The organism is Nocardia sp. NPDC059177, assembly GCF_042755165.1.
GTDB lineage: Bacteria > Actinomycetota > Actinomycetes > Mycobacteriales > Mycobacteriaceae > Nocardia.
Genome location: NZ_JBHZBX010000003.1, coordinates 81,279 through 97,638, shown reverse-complemented (window position 1 = coordinate 97,638; position 16,360 = coordinate 81,279). Strand labels below are relative to the sequence as shown.

Here is a 16,360-nt window from a genome sequence, read left to right as displayed (position 1 = left end):
CGATAGACCCGTATGGGTTACGATGCCAGGAAGGTTAGGCAAGGCTTGCCTTGTGTCTCCCCGGGGGCAGATCTGGTTGATGAGGAGTCTGATGTTCGGCAAGGCGGAAGTTCGCGAGCTCGTGGCGGCTGATCTCGGCGTCGCGCCCGAAAGCATCGGCTTCGACGACGATCTGGTCGGCCTCGGCATGCACTCCATGAAGCTCATGCACCTGTCGGCCAAGTGGCGCAAGCAGGGCTATGACCTGCGCAGTTCCAGTCTCGCCCTGCGGCCGACCATCAACGCCTGGGTCGAGTTGCTCACCGCGGCCGGTGGGTCGGCTGAGCCCGCGCCGGTGACCGTCGCCCCGGACGTGGCAGGCGAGGAGTTCGAGCTGGCGACCATGCAGCACGCCTACTGGGTCGGGCGCCGTCAGGGCCAGGCACTCGGTGGCGTCGCCGCGCACCTCTACGTCGAATTCGACGGTGCGGGGCTCGAGCCCGAGCGGCTGCGTCGCGCGGTCGACGCGCTGCTGCGCCGCCACGACATGCTGCGCGCCCAGTTCCTGGACAGCGGCACCCAGCGCATCCTGCCCCAGCCGCTGGTCCCGGTGTTCGCGAGCGCCGACCTGAGCGGCCATGCCGACGCCGACGCCGAACTCGAGCGCATCCGCCAGGACAAGAGCCACCAGCGCATGGACGTCGGCGCCGGACAGGTCGTCGACATCGCGGTGAGCACCCTGGCCGACGGCAGGCACCGGCTGCACCTCGACGTCGACATGGTCGCCGCCGACGCCCAGAGCTACCGCCGCATCCTCGACGACCTCGCCGCCCTCTACGCGGCCGACGGCGGCGACACCCTGCCCGCCCTCGGCATCACCTTCCGCCAGTACCTGGCCACCAAATCCGCGAGCGCGCCGGACAACAGCGCCGACGCGGCCTGGTGGGCCGACCGGATCACCACCCTGCCCGACATCCCGTCGCTGCCGGTCGTGCCCGAGAACGAGCGCGCCGACGCCGCCCGCAGCATCCGCCTGCACCACTGGTTCGACGCCGGCACCAAGGCCGCGCTGCACCGCAACGCGCACGGCAACGGCGTCACCCCGGCCGTCGCGCTGGCCACCGTCTTCGGTGAGGCGCTGGCCCGCTGGTCGGCCCAGCAGCGTTTCCTGCTCAACCTCCCGCTGTTCGCCCGCGAGCAGCTGCACGACGACATCGACCAGGTGGTCGGCGACTTCACCAACTCGGTGCTGGTCGAGGTCGACGCGAGCGCGCGCGAATCCACCGTCGCCCGCGCCAAGCGGCTCCAGCGCGAACTGCACACCTGCGCCGAGCATTCCGGCTACGAGGGCCTCGATGTGCTGCGTGACCTCGGCAAACTGCGCGGCGGCCCGGTGACGCCCTCGGTGGTGTTCACCTCCGGTCTCGACCTCGGCGAACTGTTCTCCGAGCGGGTGACCGAGGTGTTCGGTGAGCCGGTGTGGATCATCTCGCAGGGCCCGCAGGTCGATATCGACGCCCAGGTCGCCGAGCTCAACGGTGGCCTGCTGGTCAACTGGGACATCCGCCGCGACGCGCTGCCCGCCGGCGTGGCCGAGGCGATGTTCGCCGAGTTCCGCCGCATCGTCGACAGCCTGGTCGCACCCGGCGCCGACTGGACCGCCGACCTCACCATCGATCTGCCCGCGGCGCAGCGTGCCGTGCGCGCCGAGGCCAACAACACCGCTGCCGACCTGGGTGCGCGCACTTTGCACGCCGACTTCTTCGATCGCGCCGCCCAGGATCCCGAGCGCATCGCCCTGCGCTGGCGCGACGGCGGTTCCGCCACCTACGGCGAGCTGGCCGCCCAGGCACTCTCGGTCGCCGGCGCCCTCGCCGAAGCCGGAGTGCGTCCCGGCGACACCGTCGCGGTGATCGTCGGCAAGGGCCACCGCCAGATCCCCGCCGTCCTCGGCGTCCTCGCCGCCGGGGCGACCTACCTGCCCATCGCCACCGATCAGCCGCCCGCCCGCCGCGACCGCATCCTCGCTCGCGGAAATGTGCGCGTCGCGCTGGTCGACAACCTGCCCGGACTCGCCCAGCCGACCGGAGCCGCTGGTAACCCTGCTGCCGAATCGGCAGCCGCGGCCGCCGGTGAACAAGGTGTCGCGTCGGTCGGCGCAGCGGCGGGGTCCGTGCCTGCCCGTGTCGATTTCGGCTCCGTGCCGCCGGGCTCCGGGTCCGCACCGGCCCGGTCCGGGTCCGCACCGGTCGGTGCCGAGCCCGCGCGGTGGAACTCGGAAACCGTTGAGACACAGATGGATACGAGCGACATTCCGGCCGATGTCCGCGTCGTCGCACTGGGCGACGCACTAGCCGGACCCGGGCTGGACGCGCCCGTCGTCGGCAATCCCGACGACCTCGCCTACGTGCTGTTCACCTCCGGCTCCACCGGTGAGCCCAAGGGTGTCGAGGTGAGTCATCGGGCCGCCGCCAACACCATCGATGCCATCGACACCCGGTTCGGGGTCGGCGAGCAGGATCGGTTCATCGGCCTGTCGGCGCTGGGCTTCGACCTGTCGGTCTACGACATCTTCGCCCCGCTGGCCCGGGGCGGCGCGCTGGTCTGTGTGGACAGCGAGACCGAGCGGGACGCGCAGGCGTGGGCCGAGCTCATCGCCGAAACCGGGGTGACCGTGGTGAACGCCGCCCCCGGCCTGATCACCATGCTGCTCGAGCTGGGCACCGCCGAGCAGCTGCGCACCGTCCGGCTGGTCCTCACCGGCGGTGACCGGGTGCGTACCGAGCTCGCGCAGCGGCTGCGCGCGCTGGTGCCCGGCCTGCGTTTCGTCGGCCTCGGCGGCACCACCGAGACCGCCATCCACTCCACCGTCTGCGAGGTCACCGACGACTTCCCCGCCGAATGGGACAACGTCCCGTATGGCACTCCACTCGCGAATGTCGCACTGCGCGTGGTGAATCAGCGTGGCGAGGACTGCCCCGACTGGGTACTGGGCGAGCTGTGGATCGGCGGCGCGAGCGTGGCCGACGGCTACCGCGGCGACCCGGAACGCACCGCCGACCGTTTCGTCGAGCACGACGGCACACGCTGGTACCGCACCGGTGACCTGGCCCGTTACCTGCCCGACGGCACCGTCGACTTCCTCGGCCGCGCCGACCACCAGGTCAAGATCCGGGGTTACCGCGTAGAACTCGGCGAGATCGAATCCGCGCTCACCGCCCTCCCCGAAATCGCCGAAGCCGTCGCCCTGATCACCGATTCCGGCCGCCTCGCCGCCGCCGTAACCACCACCACCGCTGCTGAGGCGACCGCCGCCACCACCGCTGCTGAGGCCACCGCCGCCACCGTCACCACCGCCGCTGCTGAGACGACCGCCGCCACCGCCGCTGAGGCCACTGCCACTGCCGCAAGCACGGCTGCTGAGGCCGCCGCCGGGGTGGCGACCGCTCCGGGGCGTACCGCTGGTTCGGCGCCGGTCGCCGGCTCGCTCACTGCGGCGACGGTGCTGGATCGCCTGCACGCGGCACTGCCGCCGTACATGATCCCCGACGCCATCGAAGTGCTGGATCGAATCCCGTTGACCGCCAACGGTAAACTCGACCGCGCCGCGATCCGCAAACGTCTGGCCGCCGACGGCGATCTGGTGAGCGCGTACGTCGCCCCGGCCAACGAACTGGAATCGGCGCTGGCCTACATCGCCGCCCAGGTGCTCGACATCGAGCGGATCGGCGTGGAGACCGACTTCTTCGATGTGGGCGGCAACTCCATCCTGGCCACCACCCTGACCGCCAAGGTCCGCGGCCTGCTCGCCGTCGACAGCTTCGGCGTCGCCGCCGTGCTCGACGGCCGCACCGTCCGCCGCATCAGCGACGAACTGCTGGCCGCCGAAGCCGTGCCCGCCCGCCTGCTCCAGGTGGCGCGCATCCTGTGCGAACTGGCCGAGATCGACCTGCCGGAACCGGTAATCACCCGCTGAGCACCCGACCCGCGCGTTAGAAGATTGGTTAGACCGAGATGCGATCGCTGGAAGACCTGCAAGCCGCCATGCGCGCCCGCCTGGCGCAGGAAGGCCTGGACACCACCCCGCAGGTGACCCGGCGCCGGGATCCGGCGCGCGCGGCGCTGTCGTTCGGCCAGCGGTATGTGTGGGCGCACCAGCAGATCTCGCCCGGCAGCAGCGCCTACAACCTGTGCCTGGCGCTCACCTTCACCGGCCATGTCGACCACGACGCCCTACGCCGCGCGTTCCTCGCGCTGCCGCGTCGCCACGAAGTGCTGCGCACCACCTATCACACCGACGACCAGGGCGATCCCTACCAGCGCATCCACGATGAACTGCCGCCCCGGGTCAGCGATCGGGACTTCTCCGACCGCCCGCGCCCCGAGGCCGACACCGCCCTGGCCGAGCTCGTCGCGGCCGCCGCGCACGATTCCTTCGACCTGTCGGCCGAGTCCTCGCTGCGGTTGAGCTTCGTGCGGCTCGACGCCACCACCGTGGTCGTCGTGCTGGTCATCCAGCACATCGCCTGGGACGGCATGACCCTGCCCGCGCTCTCGCGCGATGTGGAGCGCTGCTACAGCCAGGCACTGATCGGCGAGATCACCGTCGAACCGCTGACCCTGCAGGTCGCCGACTTCGCCGAGTGGGAACAGGACCGCTTCGCCGAAGCCGATCACCGTGCCACCGAAGAGTTCTGGGCCGGCCAGTTCGACGGCGAAGTCCCCGAACTGGCCCTGCCCTACAACCGCAGGCCCGCCGTGGTCTCCGAGGCGGGCGTGCGCCTGGACCGGCTGCTCGGCGCCGCCGCCGACGCCAACCTGCGCGCGCTGTCGACCGAGTTGCGGGTCACTCCGTTCTCGGTGTTCCTGGCCGCCTACTACCTGGCCTTGCGCCAGCTCACCGGCCAGTCCGACATCGTCGTCGGCACCACCGTGGCCAATCGCGAAGAGTCCGGCACGGACCAGCTGATCGGCAACCTCAGCAATATGCTGCCGCTGCGCCTCACCGGCCGGGCCGCCACCTTCGCCGAACTGGTCGACCAGGTACGCGCAGTCACCACAGAAGCATTCCGGCACAAGCACTTCCCGGCCGAGGCCGTAGTACGCACGGTGAACAAGGCCACCGGCAATATCGGTTCCCGGCTCTTCGACACCATGGTCCTGTTCCTGCACCAGAAGATCGACGGACCCCAGCTGCCCGGCGCCCGCACCAGCTGGCAGCTGGCCGACCACGGCGCCTCGCTGCTCCCGATCGCGGTCGAAGCATTCCTGCATGCCGACCGCACCGACGTCCAGATCACCTACCGCACCGACCTTTTCGACGAGCCGACGATCGTGCGCCTGCACGAGTACATCGACCAGGTGCTCACCGGCGCGACCGCCCAGCGGCCACTGACCGAACTGCTCACCCTGTCCGACCGCGACCGCGTGGCGCTGGACACCTGGTCGCGGGGTGGCCGGGTGGCGATCGAACGCGAGACCGTCGACGCCATGATCCGGCACTCGGCGAGCACGTATCCCGAGCGCACCGCCGTGGTCTTCGGTGACATCGAACTGGACTACACCGAATTCGATTCCCGGGTCAACAGATTGGCGCGCCTGCTGATCGCGCGCGGGGTGGGCGCGGGCGACCGGGTCGGAGTGTTCGCCGAACGCAGCGAACACCTGCCGGTGGTCTTCGCCGCAGTGCTGCGCGCGGGTGCGGTCTACGTGCCGGTGGACCCGAGCTACCCCGCCGACCGCATCGAGTTCATGCTCGCCGACGCCGAACCCACCCTGCTGGTGCGCGCGGTGACAGGGGAGCGCGATCGCGATCTGGGCGACCTGCCCGTGCCGGTCGTCGACCTGCACGCCGACGAGACCCGCACCGCACTGGCAACTTTCGACGATTCCGCGATCGAACTCGCCCGCCCGATCCACCCCCTCGACGCCGCCTACCTGCTCTACACTTCCGGCACCACCGGCCGCCCCAAGGGCGTGGTGATCAACCACCGCGCCGTAGCCAACCACGTGCAGTGGATGCGCGACTTCCTCGGCTTCGGCGGCACCGCGCAAGCCACCACCGCGCTCGGACAGGCGGTGCCGGATTCGCCCGAGCGGATTCTGCAGAAGGCGCCCATCGGTTTCGACGTGTCGGTGTTCGAGCTGGTCAACGCGCTGTGCACCGGTTCGGCGACGGTGTTGCCAGCACCGGAGTGGTGGCAGGCTGATGTGGAGGCGCTGGCCGCCATTATCGAACGGCACCGGATCACCCAGATCTCGTTGGTGCCCAGCGTGGTTCGCGCGTTCCTGGACGCGGGGCCCGACCCCGCTCGGTTGCAGTCGATGCGCTTCGTCTACCTCGGTGGCGAGGCGGTGCCGCCGCCGCTGGTCGAGGAGGCGAGCCGGGTCTTCGGCGGTACGGTGCTCGGTCTGTACGGGCCGACCGAGGCCGCCATGGACCTCACCCACGAGGACTTCGCCGGCGCGCTGGCCGACCCGTCGGCCTTCCGCTCGGCGCTGATCGGCCTGCCCGAGTGGAACTCCGATGTGCACGTGCTCGACCAGCAGTTGCGCCGGGTGCCCACCGGGGTCACCGGCGAGCTCTACCTCGGCGGCGTGCAACTGGCCCAGGGCTATCACCGCCGCCCCGGCCTGAGCGCGGGCACCTTCGTGGCCTGCCCGTTCGCCGACGAGCCCGGCGCGCGGATGTACCGCACCGGCGATATCGTGCGCTGGCATCCCAGCGGCAGCCTGGAGTACCTGGGCCGCGTCGACGACCAGGTCAAGATCCGTGGCCACCGCATCGAACTGGGTGAGGTGGGCACCGTGCTGCGGCAGGTGCCCGGCATCGCCGCGGCGGTCGCCATCGCTGTGCCGCGTGCCGCCGACGCCGTCCTGGTCGCCTACTACGTGGCCGAGCCGGACTCGCCCTTCGCCACCGGCAGCGCCGAGGAGCACACCGGCACCATCCGTGCCCAGCTGTCGCAGCTGCTGCCCGACTATATGATCCCGTCCGCCCTGGTCCGGCTGCCGGAACTACCGCTCACCGCCAATGGCAAGCTCGACCGCAAGGCCCTGCCGCACCCCGATCTCGGCGGTGAATCCGGCAACGGCCGTGCCTTGCGCGGCGACGCGGAAACCGCGGTGGCCGAGGTCATCCGGCAGGTGCTCGGCATCGACAACACCCTCGCCGCCGACGACGACTTCCTGGCCCTGGGCGGCGACTCCATCAGCGCCATCCGCATGGCCTCGGCCTTGAAGAAACGCGGCCTGCTGATCACGACCAGCACCCTCTTCGAGTCCCGCACCGTCGCCGCCATCGCCGCCGCGACCACCCCCCTCGACGCGGCAGCGGGCCCAGCCCTGATCGAATCCGGCGATGGCACCGGCTGGATCCCCTTCCAGCCCATCGCCACCCTCCTCACCACCGGCACCGACTACAACGCCTACGCCCAGGCCACCGCCGTCGTCACCCCCACCGACGCCACCCTCGACCGTGTCACCGCCGCAGTCCGCTACCTGATCGACCGCCACCCCTTGCTCCGCGCGCGCCTCGAGCCCGGCCCCGACGGCACACTCGGCTACTTCGTGCCGAAGGCCAACAACCGAGCGCAGCTTGTGCCGTTCGGCCCAGGTGTCGTGGAAGTGGCTGTTCCGCAATCTGACTGGGATGTTGTGGCCGGTGACCTACTCCAGCAGCACCTCCGCGAGATCGCCGAATCCTTCGACCCCGCAGCGGGCCACATGGTCGGTGCGGTCTGGGTGCGTGCCGACGACAACTCCGCCGGACGCCTGCTGCTGGTCGCGCACCACCTGATCGTCGACGGTGTCTCCTGGCGCATCCTGCACGACGACCTGCGCCAGTACTGGGACAGCGCAACAGATCTCGATGCGACAGGCACCTCCGTGCAGGCCTGGAACACCAATCTCACCACCCTCGCCCAGTCTCCGGAGATCACCGCGACCCTGCCCACCTGGCAGGCCGTGGCCGAAGCCGCCGACCCACTGCTCGGCGCCCGCGCCTACGATCCCGCCCTCGACACCGTCGCCACGGTCGCCGAGGTCACCGCCGAACTGGATGCCGAGGACACCCAGTTCCTGATGACCACCGCCGCACAGTCTTTCCGCTGCGACTTCCTCGACATCCAGGTGGCAGCGCTCGCCGTGGCCACCCACCGCTTCCGCCGCGATCGTGGCCGCGACGGGGCGACCCTGTCGGTCACCATGGAGCGCCACGGCCGCGTCGACGACCTGTTCGCCGGCGCCGACCTGGCCAATACGGTCGGCTGGTTCACCACCGCCTACCCGCTGGCACTCGACATCAGCGGCGGCCGTGAGGAATTCGAGCCGGACATGGTGCGCGCGGTGCAGGCGGTCAAGGAGCAGGTCCTCGCCGTCCCGGACGGCGGTATCGCCTGGGGCCTGCTGCGCTGGCTGAACCCGCGGACCCGCGCCGAACTGGAATCCACTGCCGCACCGCAGATCAGCTTCAACTACATGGGCCGCTTCGCCCTGGCGAGCGCAGAGGACGCCACCGCCTGGGACGCCGCCCCGGAGTTCGGCTACCTCGGCGGCCACGCCGACCCGGCCATGCCCGCCCCGGCCGTGCTCGACATCAACACCGTCGCCTTGGTCGAGACCGGCGAACAGCCCGCCCTGCGCGCCTCCTTCCGCTACCCGGCCGGGGTACTCGCCGAGGCCGAGGTGACCGAGTTCGCCGCACTGTGGACCGCCGCCCTGCGTGACCTGGCCAAGACCGTCCGGGAGAACCCCGCCGTGCGCCTGACCCCCAGCGACGTGCTGGCCAGCGAGGTGTCACAGCTCGACCTGGACCGCTGGCGCGGCCTGTACGGCACTTTCGAGGACGTCTACCCGCTGGCCCCGCTCCAGGCCGGCCTGTATTTCACCGCCCTGAGCACCGCGGGCCGCGACGCCTACACCGTGCAGACCACCATCACCGTGCGCGGCGAACTCGACGTCGACCGGCTGACCCGCTCGCTGAACACCGTGTTCAACCGCTACCCGAACCTGCGCATCGCGGTCTCGGTCGCGCACTCCGGCCAGCCCTACGCCATCGTGGCCGAACAGATGGACTTCCAGGTGGACGAGGTCGACCTCGCCGCCGAGAAGCTCGAGAACTTCCTCGACGCCGACCAGGCCCAGCCCTTCGACCTGGCCCGCGGCCCGCTCATGCGCGCCACCGTGGTCCACCTGCCCGAGGACCAGCACATGCTGGTGCTGGCCTCGCACCACATCCTCACCGACGGCTGGTCCGGTCAGCTGCTGCCCCGCGAGATCTTCGCCGACTACGCCGACAACGGCACCGAACCCCTCGGCGACCCAGGCACTTTCGCCGAATTCCTGCGCCACACCCGCGCCACCGAGACCGCCACCGAAGCCGCCTGGACCGAATACCTGGCCGAGGTGCGCCCCTGCCTGGTCGCCCCCGACCGCGCCACCGGCGGCTCGGAAGTGCCGGTGCAGCACCGGTTCCCGATCGAACCCGCACTGGCCGACGCGCTCACCGAACGGGCCGCCGAACTGGGCACCACCTTCAGCGCGCTGTGCCAGCTGGCCTGGGGCAGTGTGCTGCGCTGGGTCACCGGTGAGGAGTCGACGGTGTTCGGCGAGGTGGTCTCCGGCCGCCCCGCCGACCTGGACGACGTGGACACCGCGATCGGCTGTTTCGTCAATACGGTGCCCGTCGCGATCAGCCTCGACGCCGCGCGCAGCTGGCGCGAGACCATCGCCGAGATGCAGCGGCGGCGGATGGAACTGCTGGAATTCCACCAGTTCCGGCTCACCTCGGCCAACAAGGCCACGGGCGCGCGCAAGCTGTTCGACAGCATGTTCGTGTTCCAGTCCTACCCGTCCGGACGCGACGAGCTGGTACGCCTGCTCGGCGTGCGCGAACTGGAACTGGTGGACTTCGCCGGCCGCGGAGCCACCGACAACGCGCTGATGGTCATGGTCTTCCCCGCGGATCTGCTGTTCCCGGGCGAACCGTGGCAGGTGGTCGTGTTCTACGCGGAGGACTCCTTCGACGCGGGCGACGCCGAGATCATCGAAACCGCGTTCACCACCACGTTGCGCGCGATCGCGGGCGATATCGACCACCGGATCGGTGCGACCGAGGTCCTCGACGACGAGGACGCGGCCGTGCTGGCGATGCGACGAATGTGGCAGTGACCGCCGCACTAGCTAGGAGAAAAAGGTAATGGCAGGCTCACCCGGCTGGCTCCGCAAATTCCATCGACCGCGCACCGCGGGCGCCCCACCACTGGTGATCTGCCCGCACGCGGGCGGCGGCGCGTCCAGCTACCGGCCCTTCTCGAAGACGCTGTCCGAGGACTTCGACGTGGTGCTGTTGCAGTACCCCGGCCGGCAGGACCGGGCCGCCGAACCGGCCAAGGGCAGTATCGCCGAACTCGCGCGCGGCGCCTTCGACGAATACGCGCGCACCCCGTTCGCCGCGAGCGGCGCCCCGCTGACCGTCTTCGGGCACAGCATGGGCACCATGGTGGCCTTCGAGTTCACCCGGCTGGCCGAGGCCGCCGGACTGCCGGTGCGGCTGCTCGGCGTCTCCGGCGCGGTCGCGCCCTGGCAGGTCGCCGACATGCCCGACCACCCCACCGACGACGAACTACTCGAGCACATGGCTGGCCTGGAGGGCACCGGTGCCGACGTGCTCGGCAACCGCGACCTGATGCGCATGGCCCTGCCCGCGCTCAAGGCCGACTACGCCGCCTTCGACGCCTACACCTGCGCCAAGGATGTCGGGGTCGGCGCGCCGATCCTGGCGCTGGGTGGCAGCGACGACGAGTTCGTCTCGATCGGTGACCTGTACTCCTGGCAGCAGCACACCGAGCATCCACTAGAGGTGAGCATGTTCGACGGCGGCCACTTCTACCTCAACGATCATGTCGCCGACATCGCCGAACTGCTGAGCGACGGTCTGGCGGTGGGTACCCGATGAGCGAGCACGATCCGATCGTCATCAGCGGGATGGCGGTGGAGGCACCCGGCGGTGTCGACACCCTCGGCGGATACTGGACCGCCCTCGCCGAATCCCGTGACCTGCTCGGCCCGTTCCCGCGCGACCGTGGCTGGCCGCTGGAGCGGATGTTCGCCGCGGGCCGCCAGGACGGCTGGAGCCCGGTTCGCGACTCCGGCGGATTCCTGACGCGCGCAGCGGACTTCGATCCAGCCTTCTTCGGCATCAGCCCGCGCGAGGCTGTGGCGATGGACCCGCAGCAGCGGGTCGCGATGCGGGTGGCCTGGCGCGCGCTGGAGAACGCGGGCATCCATCCCGGCAGTCTCGACGGCGCCGAGGTCGGCTGCTTCATGGGCGCCTCGCACACCGACTACGGCCCGCACGGCGCGGAAGTCAACGAGCACAACGGGTATCGGGCCACCGGCAGTGCCTACGGCGCCATCTCCGGGCGGATCTCGCACGGGCTCGGCCTGGTCGGCCCGACGATGACGATCGACGCCGCGTGCGCGTCCTCGATCGCCGCCCTGCACCTGGGCGCCTCGGCCATCCGCGCGGGCGACTGCGAGTGGGCGCTGGCCGGCGGGGTGTGCGTACTCGGTTCGCCGGCAGGGTTCTTCGAGTTCTCCAAGGCGAACGCGCTGTCCAACGACGGCCAGTGCAAGCCCTACTCCGCCGATGCCACCGGCACGCTCTGGGGCGAGGGCGCGGGGGTGGTCGTCCTCGAACGACATTCGCGCGCACTAGAACTCGGCCACCGGATCTACGGTGAGCTGCTGGCTACCCGGGTCAATCACAACGGCAAGGGCGCCCCGATCGCGGTGCCCAGCGCATACGCGCAAGAACAGCTCATGCGCAAGACCGTCGCGGCGGCAGACATTCCGGCCGAACTGATCGGCATGATCGAAGGGCACGGAACCGGAACCGCGGTCGGCGATCCGCTGGAACTCTCGGCGCTGCAAGCTGTTTACGGTGACGGCAGCGCGCTGCTGGGTTCGGTGAAATCCAATCTCGGTCACGCCCAAGCCGCCGCGGGCCTGCTCGGCCTGATCAAGGTGCTGCTCAGCGGCTTGCACGGACAGATCGCGCCCACCCGACACACCGCCAATCCCACCACGAAGGTGGACTGGGACGCCTCGGCGCTGCGCCTGGCGCACGAACTCCAGGACTGGTCGCCCGTCGACGGCGTCCGCTACGGCGCGGTGTCCTCCTTCGGCGTCGCCGGAACCAATGCGCACGCCATCGTGGCGATGCCCGCCCAAGAGGTGACCCATGCCTGATCATCGTCTGCCTGACGGCACCATCCCGGTGCTGCTGTCCTCCGACACCGAGGACTCACTGCGTCGCGAGGCCGCCGCCATCCTGGCCTACTGTGAACGCCATCCCGACCTCGGTCCGGCCCCGGTCGCCGACATGCTGCTGCGCACCAGAACCGCGCGCAAGCAGCGGGCCCTGATCATGGTCACCGAGCGCGCCGACCTGCTCGCCGCGCTGGGTGCCGTCGCCGAGGGCACCTCGCATCCGAAAGTGCTGCGCGGCACCGCGATCCCGCGCAAGATCGGCTACGTCTACCCGGGTCAGGGCAGTCAGCGCCCCGGCATGGGCCTGATGCTCTACCGCCATTCGGCCGCCTTCCGCGCCGCCGTCGACGAGTGCGAGGCGGTCTTCCAGGACCTCTACGACATCTCGCCGCTGGCCTACCTGCTGCACGAGGGCCCCGACGACCTCGACGACGACGTCCGCATCGTGCAGCCCGCGCTGTTCATGCAGATGATCGGCCTGTCGGCCATGTGGCGCTCGGTCGGGGTCACCCCGGCCGCCACCATCGGGCACTCCCAGGGCGAGATCGCCGCCGCCGTCGTCTCCGGGGTGATGCCGCTGGCCGACGGTGTGCGCGTGGTGACCATCCGCGCCCAGTTGGTCGACACCATCACCCGCGATGTCGGCATCGCCGGCGTCTACTCGATGGCCGTCCTCGGCGTCGACCGCGACCAGTGCGAGGCGCTGCTGGCCCGCAACTCCGGCTGGGCCGAGCTGTCGGTGGTGAACTCCGCGCACATCCTCGCCATCTCCGGTGACCTGGCGATGATCGCCGAGACCGTCGAAACCCTCACCGGCATGGGCGTTTTCGCCAAGGAGATCAAGGTCGCCTATCCGGCGCACACCTCCATCGTCAGCAAGTTCCGCAAGGAACTGTGCGAGAGCCTGGTCGGTCAGCTCGACAGCCCGGTCTTCGCCGAGACCGAGATCCCCAGCTTCGGCGGCGCCCTCGGCCAGCCGATCACCCCGGACCTGCCCACCGGCGACTACTGGTACTGGAACCTGCGCAACCGGGTGCGTTTCGACCTGGCCATCGCCGCCGCCGCCGAATCCGGCGTCGACACCCTGCTCGAGATCGCCGACCATCCCACACTCGTGCTGGCCGTCCAGGAGAACCTGGCCACGCTCGCGCCCCCACGCGACTACCTGGTCACCGGCACCTCCCGGCGCTCGGCGACCGACCTGACCGAATTCACCCGCAGCATCGCCCAGATCGCGGTGAGCAATACCGATTTCGACTGGGACGGGCTACTGGTCGACGGACCGCGCGGCACCCGGCTACCGCTGTTCGACTTCCCGAACACCCAGACCAACGACAAGCACCTGTGGGCGCCGCACGACTACACCGGCAAGGCGGCCGTGGTCGTCGACGACGAGCCGGAACCCGTCCCGCGCGTCACCGAGCAGTGGGTGCGGCTGCCGCGCCGCAGCCTGGTGCCGCCGCGCTCGCTGGCCCTGGTCGACGCCTCGGGCACCCAGGCCGACCTGGTCGCCGCGCTGCGCGCAGGCGCACCGCGTCATGGCGCCACCATTGTCGACCACGAGCACGGAACCAGCAGCGCCGGAACGGTATACGACACCATCGCGGTGCTGCTGCCCGCGGTCGCCGACGGGGTCGAGACGGCGGTCGCCGAGCTGGCCGGGTTCCTCGGCGAGCGGTCCTGGCTGCCGGAGACGGCCGGTGTCAAGGACATCTGGCTGGTCACCGCCGGTGGTGAACAGGTCGTCGACGGTGATCTGCCCGGACTGTTCCCCGCCGCCGCGCAGGCCGGATTCCGTTGCCTGGCAGCCGAATACCCCGGCATCGCCTTCCGTCACCTCGACCTGCCCGCCGACGCGGGCGAGCCCGCCGCCACAGCCAAGCTCGTGCTGGGCGCGGTGCACACCGCCGGTGAGCCGGAACTCGCTGTCCGCGAATCGAACTGGTACGGCAAACGCCTGGTCGCTGAGGAATCCGTGGTGACTTCGCTCTCGGGCGACGAGCTCGGCGAGGTCGTGATCGTCGGCGGCACCGGAAAACTCGGCCTCGACTTCTGCGCGGAGTTCGCGCGGGCGGGCGCAGGCCGGATCACGCTGATCAGCCGCTCGGGCGGTTCCGCCGACGCGCAGGCCAGGATCGCCGAGATCGCGGCCTCGGCCGGCACCGAGGTGCGGGTCCTGCACTGCGATGTCACCGACGTGGACGCGGTGCGCGCACTGGGCGAGGAATTCGCCGAACGGCCGGTCGACCTGCTGGTACACGCCGCCGTCGACTACGCGGCCTCCGCCGTTCCCACCCCCGACTCCATCCGCGCCGCCGCCGCGCCCAAGATCGTGGCCCTCGATCACCTGGTCACGCTGCTGCCGCGCAGCGCGCACGGCCGGGTGGTGCTGTGCTCCTCGCTGTCGGCCACCGTCGGCGGCCGTGGTCACGCGGTCTACTCGGCGGTGAACCGGATGCTCGACGCCGCCGCCGCGCGGTACCGCGCCGACGGCATCGCGGCCACCTCGGTGCAGTGGGGCCTGTGGCGAGAGGTCGGCGCGGACCAGGCCGACGCGCTCGCCGCGATCAGCGGCACCGGGCTGCTGCCGATGGACCCCGCCGGGGCCGTCGCGGCGGGCATCACCACCGCGGCGGAGAACGTCCTGGTGGTGGCGGCGGACTGGCCGCGGATCACCGAGGTGTTCACCGTCTTCGGACTCGGCGCGCTGTTCGCCGACCTGAAGGTGCCCGAGCCGGTCGCCGTCGTCGCCACCGTGGCTCCCGAACCTGCTGCTGAAATCATCGCTCCCGCAGCCGAAGTCGATACCGGCGACCGCATTCTCGCCGCACTGCGCGAAGTGATGGGACTGGACGCGACCGAGCCGATCGACGGCGCAGTGCCACTGGTCGCCCTCGGGCTCGACTCACTACAGGCGCTCGACCTGCGCAAACGGGTCGAGAACGAACTGCGGCTCGAACTGCCCGTCACCGCGATCATGGGCGGCGCGTCGCTGGACGATGTCGTCGGTCTGCTGCGGGCGTGACGTGGGCCTCGCGCGGGTATGTTCATTAGGTTAGCGTTACCAAAGTCACGAGGGGGCACGGTGTCTCGGTGACGATCAGGAGTCTCGCCACCCATCACGATCGGAGAACAGCGTTGACATCGAGTGCGGCGATCGCCGTCGAAGGCGTCGAGAAATCGTTCGGTGAAGTGAAAGCCCTGCGGGGCATCAGCTTCGAAGCACCCGCGGGGAGCGTGCTCGGCGTGCTCGGACCCAACGGCGCAGGCAAGACCACCACCGTGTCGGTGCTGTCCACACTCGTCCGGCCCGACGCGGGCCGCGCGACCGTGGCCGGCTACGACGTGGTCACCCAGGCCGACGAGGTGCGCGCCTCGATCATGCTCACCGGCCAGTACGCCGCCCTCGACGAGATGCTCACCGCCCGGGAGAATCTCGTGCTCTTCGGGCGGTTGCTCGGGTTGGGCCGCAAGCCGGCCAAGGCCAAGGCCGACGAACTGCTCGAACGCTTCGACCTGGTCGCGGCCGCGGACCGGCGGGTGGGGCAGTACTCCGGCGGTATGCGCAGGCGCATCGACATCGCGTGCGGTCTGGTGCGGCAGCCGCAGGTGGTGTTCCTCGACGAGCCGACCACCGGCCTCGACCCGGTCAGCAGGCAGAGCCTGTGGACGCTCGTGCGCGAGCTCAAGGACCAGGGCGTCACCATCCTGCTCACCACCCAGTACCTCGAGGAAGCCGACGTCCTCAGCGACAACATCATCGTCGTCGACAAGGGCACAGTGATCGCCGAGGGCACCGCCGACCAGCTCAAGGCCCGCGCGGGCGCCAGCTACTGCGAGGTCGTCCCGGTAGCCGCCGGCGACGTCCCCGCCCTGGTCACCGCCCTGAACGGTCTCGGCGAATGCGTCGTAGCCGAATCAGCCGACCGGGTCTCACTACCCGCACCCGACGGCGCCGCCACCCTCACCGCGGCCCTGGACCGGGTCACCGCCGCCGGCATCGAACTGATCGACATCGCGCTGCGCAGGCCGTCACTGGACGAGGTCTTCATCCAGCTCACCGCGCCCTCGGGTGACAAGGCGCCGGTCGCATGAGCGGCCAGGCTCG

The 16,360-nt window shown here is 70.4% G+C and carries 6 protein-coding genes; all 6 read left to right on the top strand.

Features of this window, described 5'->3' with window-relative positions:
• Positions 1-91: 91 nt before the first annotated feature.
• The 6 genes from ACFXK0_RS05430 (at position 92) to ACFXK0_RS05405 (ending at position 16,347) form a co-directional block, all read left to right on the top strand.
• Positions 92-3,955, top strand: coding sequence for an amino acid adenylation domain-containing protein (locus ACFXK0_RS05430; protein WP_379408581.1), 3,864 nt, complete (start codon positions 92-94; stop codon positions 3,953-3,955).
• A 38-nt stretch (positions 3,956-3,993) separates the two neighbouring features.
• Entirely contained in the window at positions 3,994-10,149 is a 6,156-nt protein-coding gene (locus tag ACFXK0_RS05425) for an amino acid adenylation domain-containing protein (protein WP_379408580.1), read from the top strand.
• 28 nt (positions 10,150-10,177) lie between these two features.
• Positions 10,178-10,936 (top strand): thioesterase II family protein, encoded by a 759-nt coding sequence (locus ACFXK0_RS05420; RefSeq protein WP_379408579.1) that lies wholly within the window; start codon positions 10,178-10,180, stop codon positions 10,934-10,936.
• Positions 10,933-12,231 carry a polyketide synthase gene (locus ACFXK0_RS05415; RefSeq protein ID WP_379408577.1) on the top strand — a complete coding sequence of 433 codons (1,299 nt, stop codon included), beginning with the start codon at positions 10,933-10,935 and terminating at the stop codon, positions 12,229-12,231. Before ACFXK0_RS05420 ends, ACFXK0_RS05415 begins: the two co-directional genes overlap by 4 nt.
• Positions 12,224-15,277, top strand: coding sequence for a nocobactin polyketide synthase NbtC (gene nbtC, locus ACFXK0_RS05410; RefSeq protein WP_379408576.1), 3,054 nt, complete (start codon positions 12,224-12,226; stop codon positions 15,275-15,277). The genes ACFXK0_RS05415 and nbtC overlap by 8 nt, the downstream gene beginning before the upstream one ends.
• Positions 15,278-15,345: 68 nt before the next feature.
• Positions 15,346-16,347, top strand: a complete 1,002-nt coding sequence (locus ACFXK0_RS05405) for an ATP-binding cassette domain-containing protein (protein WP_379408575.1) — start codon at positions 15,346-15,348, stop codon at positions 16,345-16,347.
• Positions 16,348-16,360: the final 13 nt, after the last annotated feature.

What these genes read in the sequence shown, in the direction of transcription:
- ACFXK0_RS05420 (WP_379408579.1), top strand. Translation starts at nt 10,178, where the DNA reads ATGGCAGGCTCACCCGGCTGGCTCCGCAAATTCCATCGACCGCGCACC.
- ACFXK0_RS05430 (WP_379408581.1), top strand. Translation starts at nt 92, where the DNA reads ATGTTCGGCAAGGCGGAAGTTCGCGAGCTCGTGGCGGCTGATCTCGGC.
- ACFXK0_RS05425 (WP_379408580.1), top strand. Translation starts at nt 3,994, where the DNA reads ATGCGATCGCTGGAAGACCTGCAAGCCGCCATGCGCGCCCGCCTGGCG.
- ACFXK0_RS05415 (WP_379408577.1), top strand. Translation starts at nt 10,933, where the DNA reads ATGAGCGAGCACGATCCGATCGTCATCAGCGGGATGGCGGTGGAGGCA.
- nbtC (WP_379408576.1), top strand. Translation starts at nt 12,224, where the DNA reads ATGCCTGATCATCGTCTGCCTGACGGCACCATCCCGGTGCTGCTGTCC.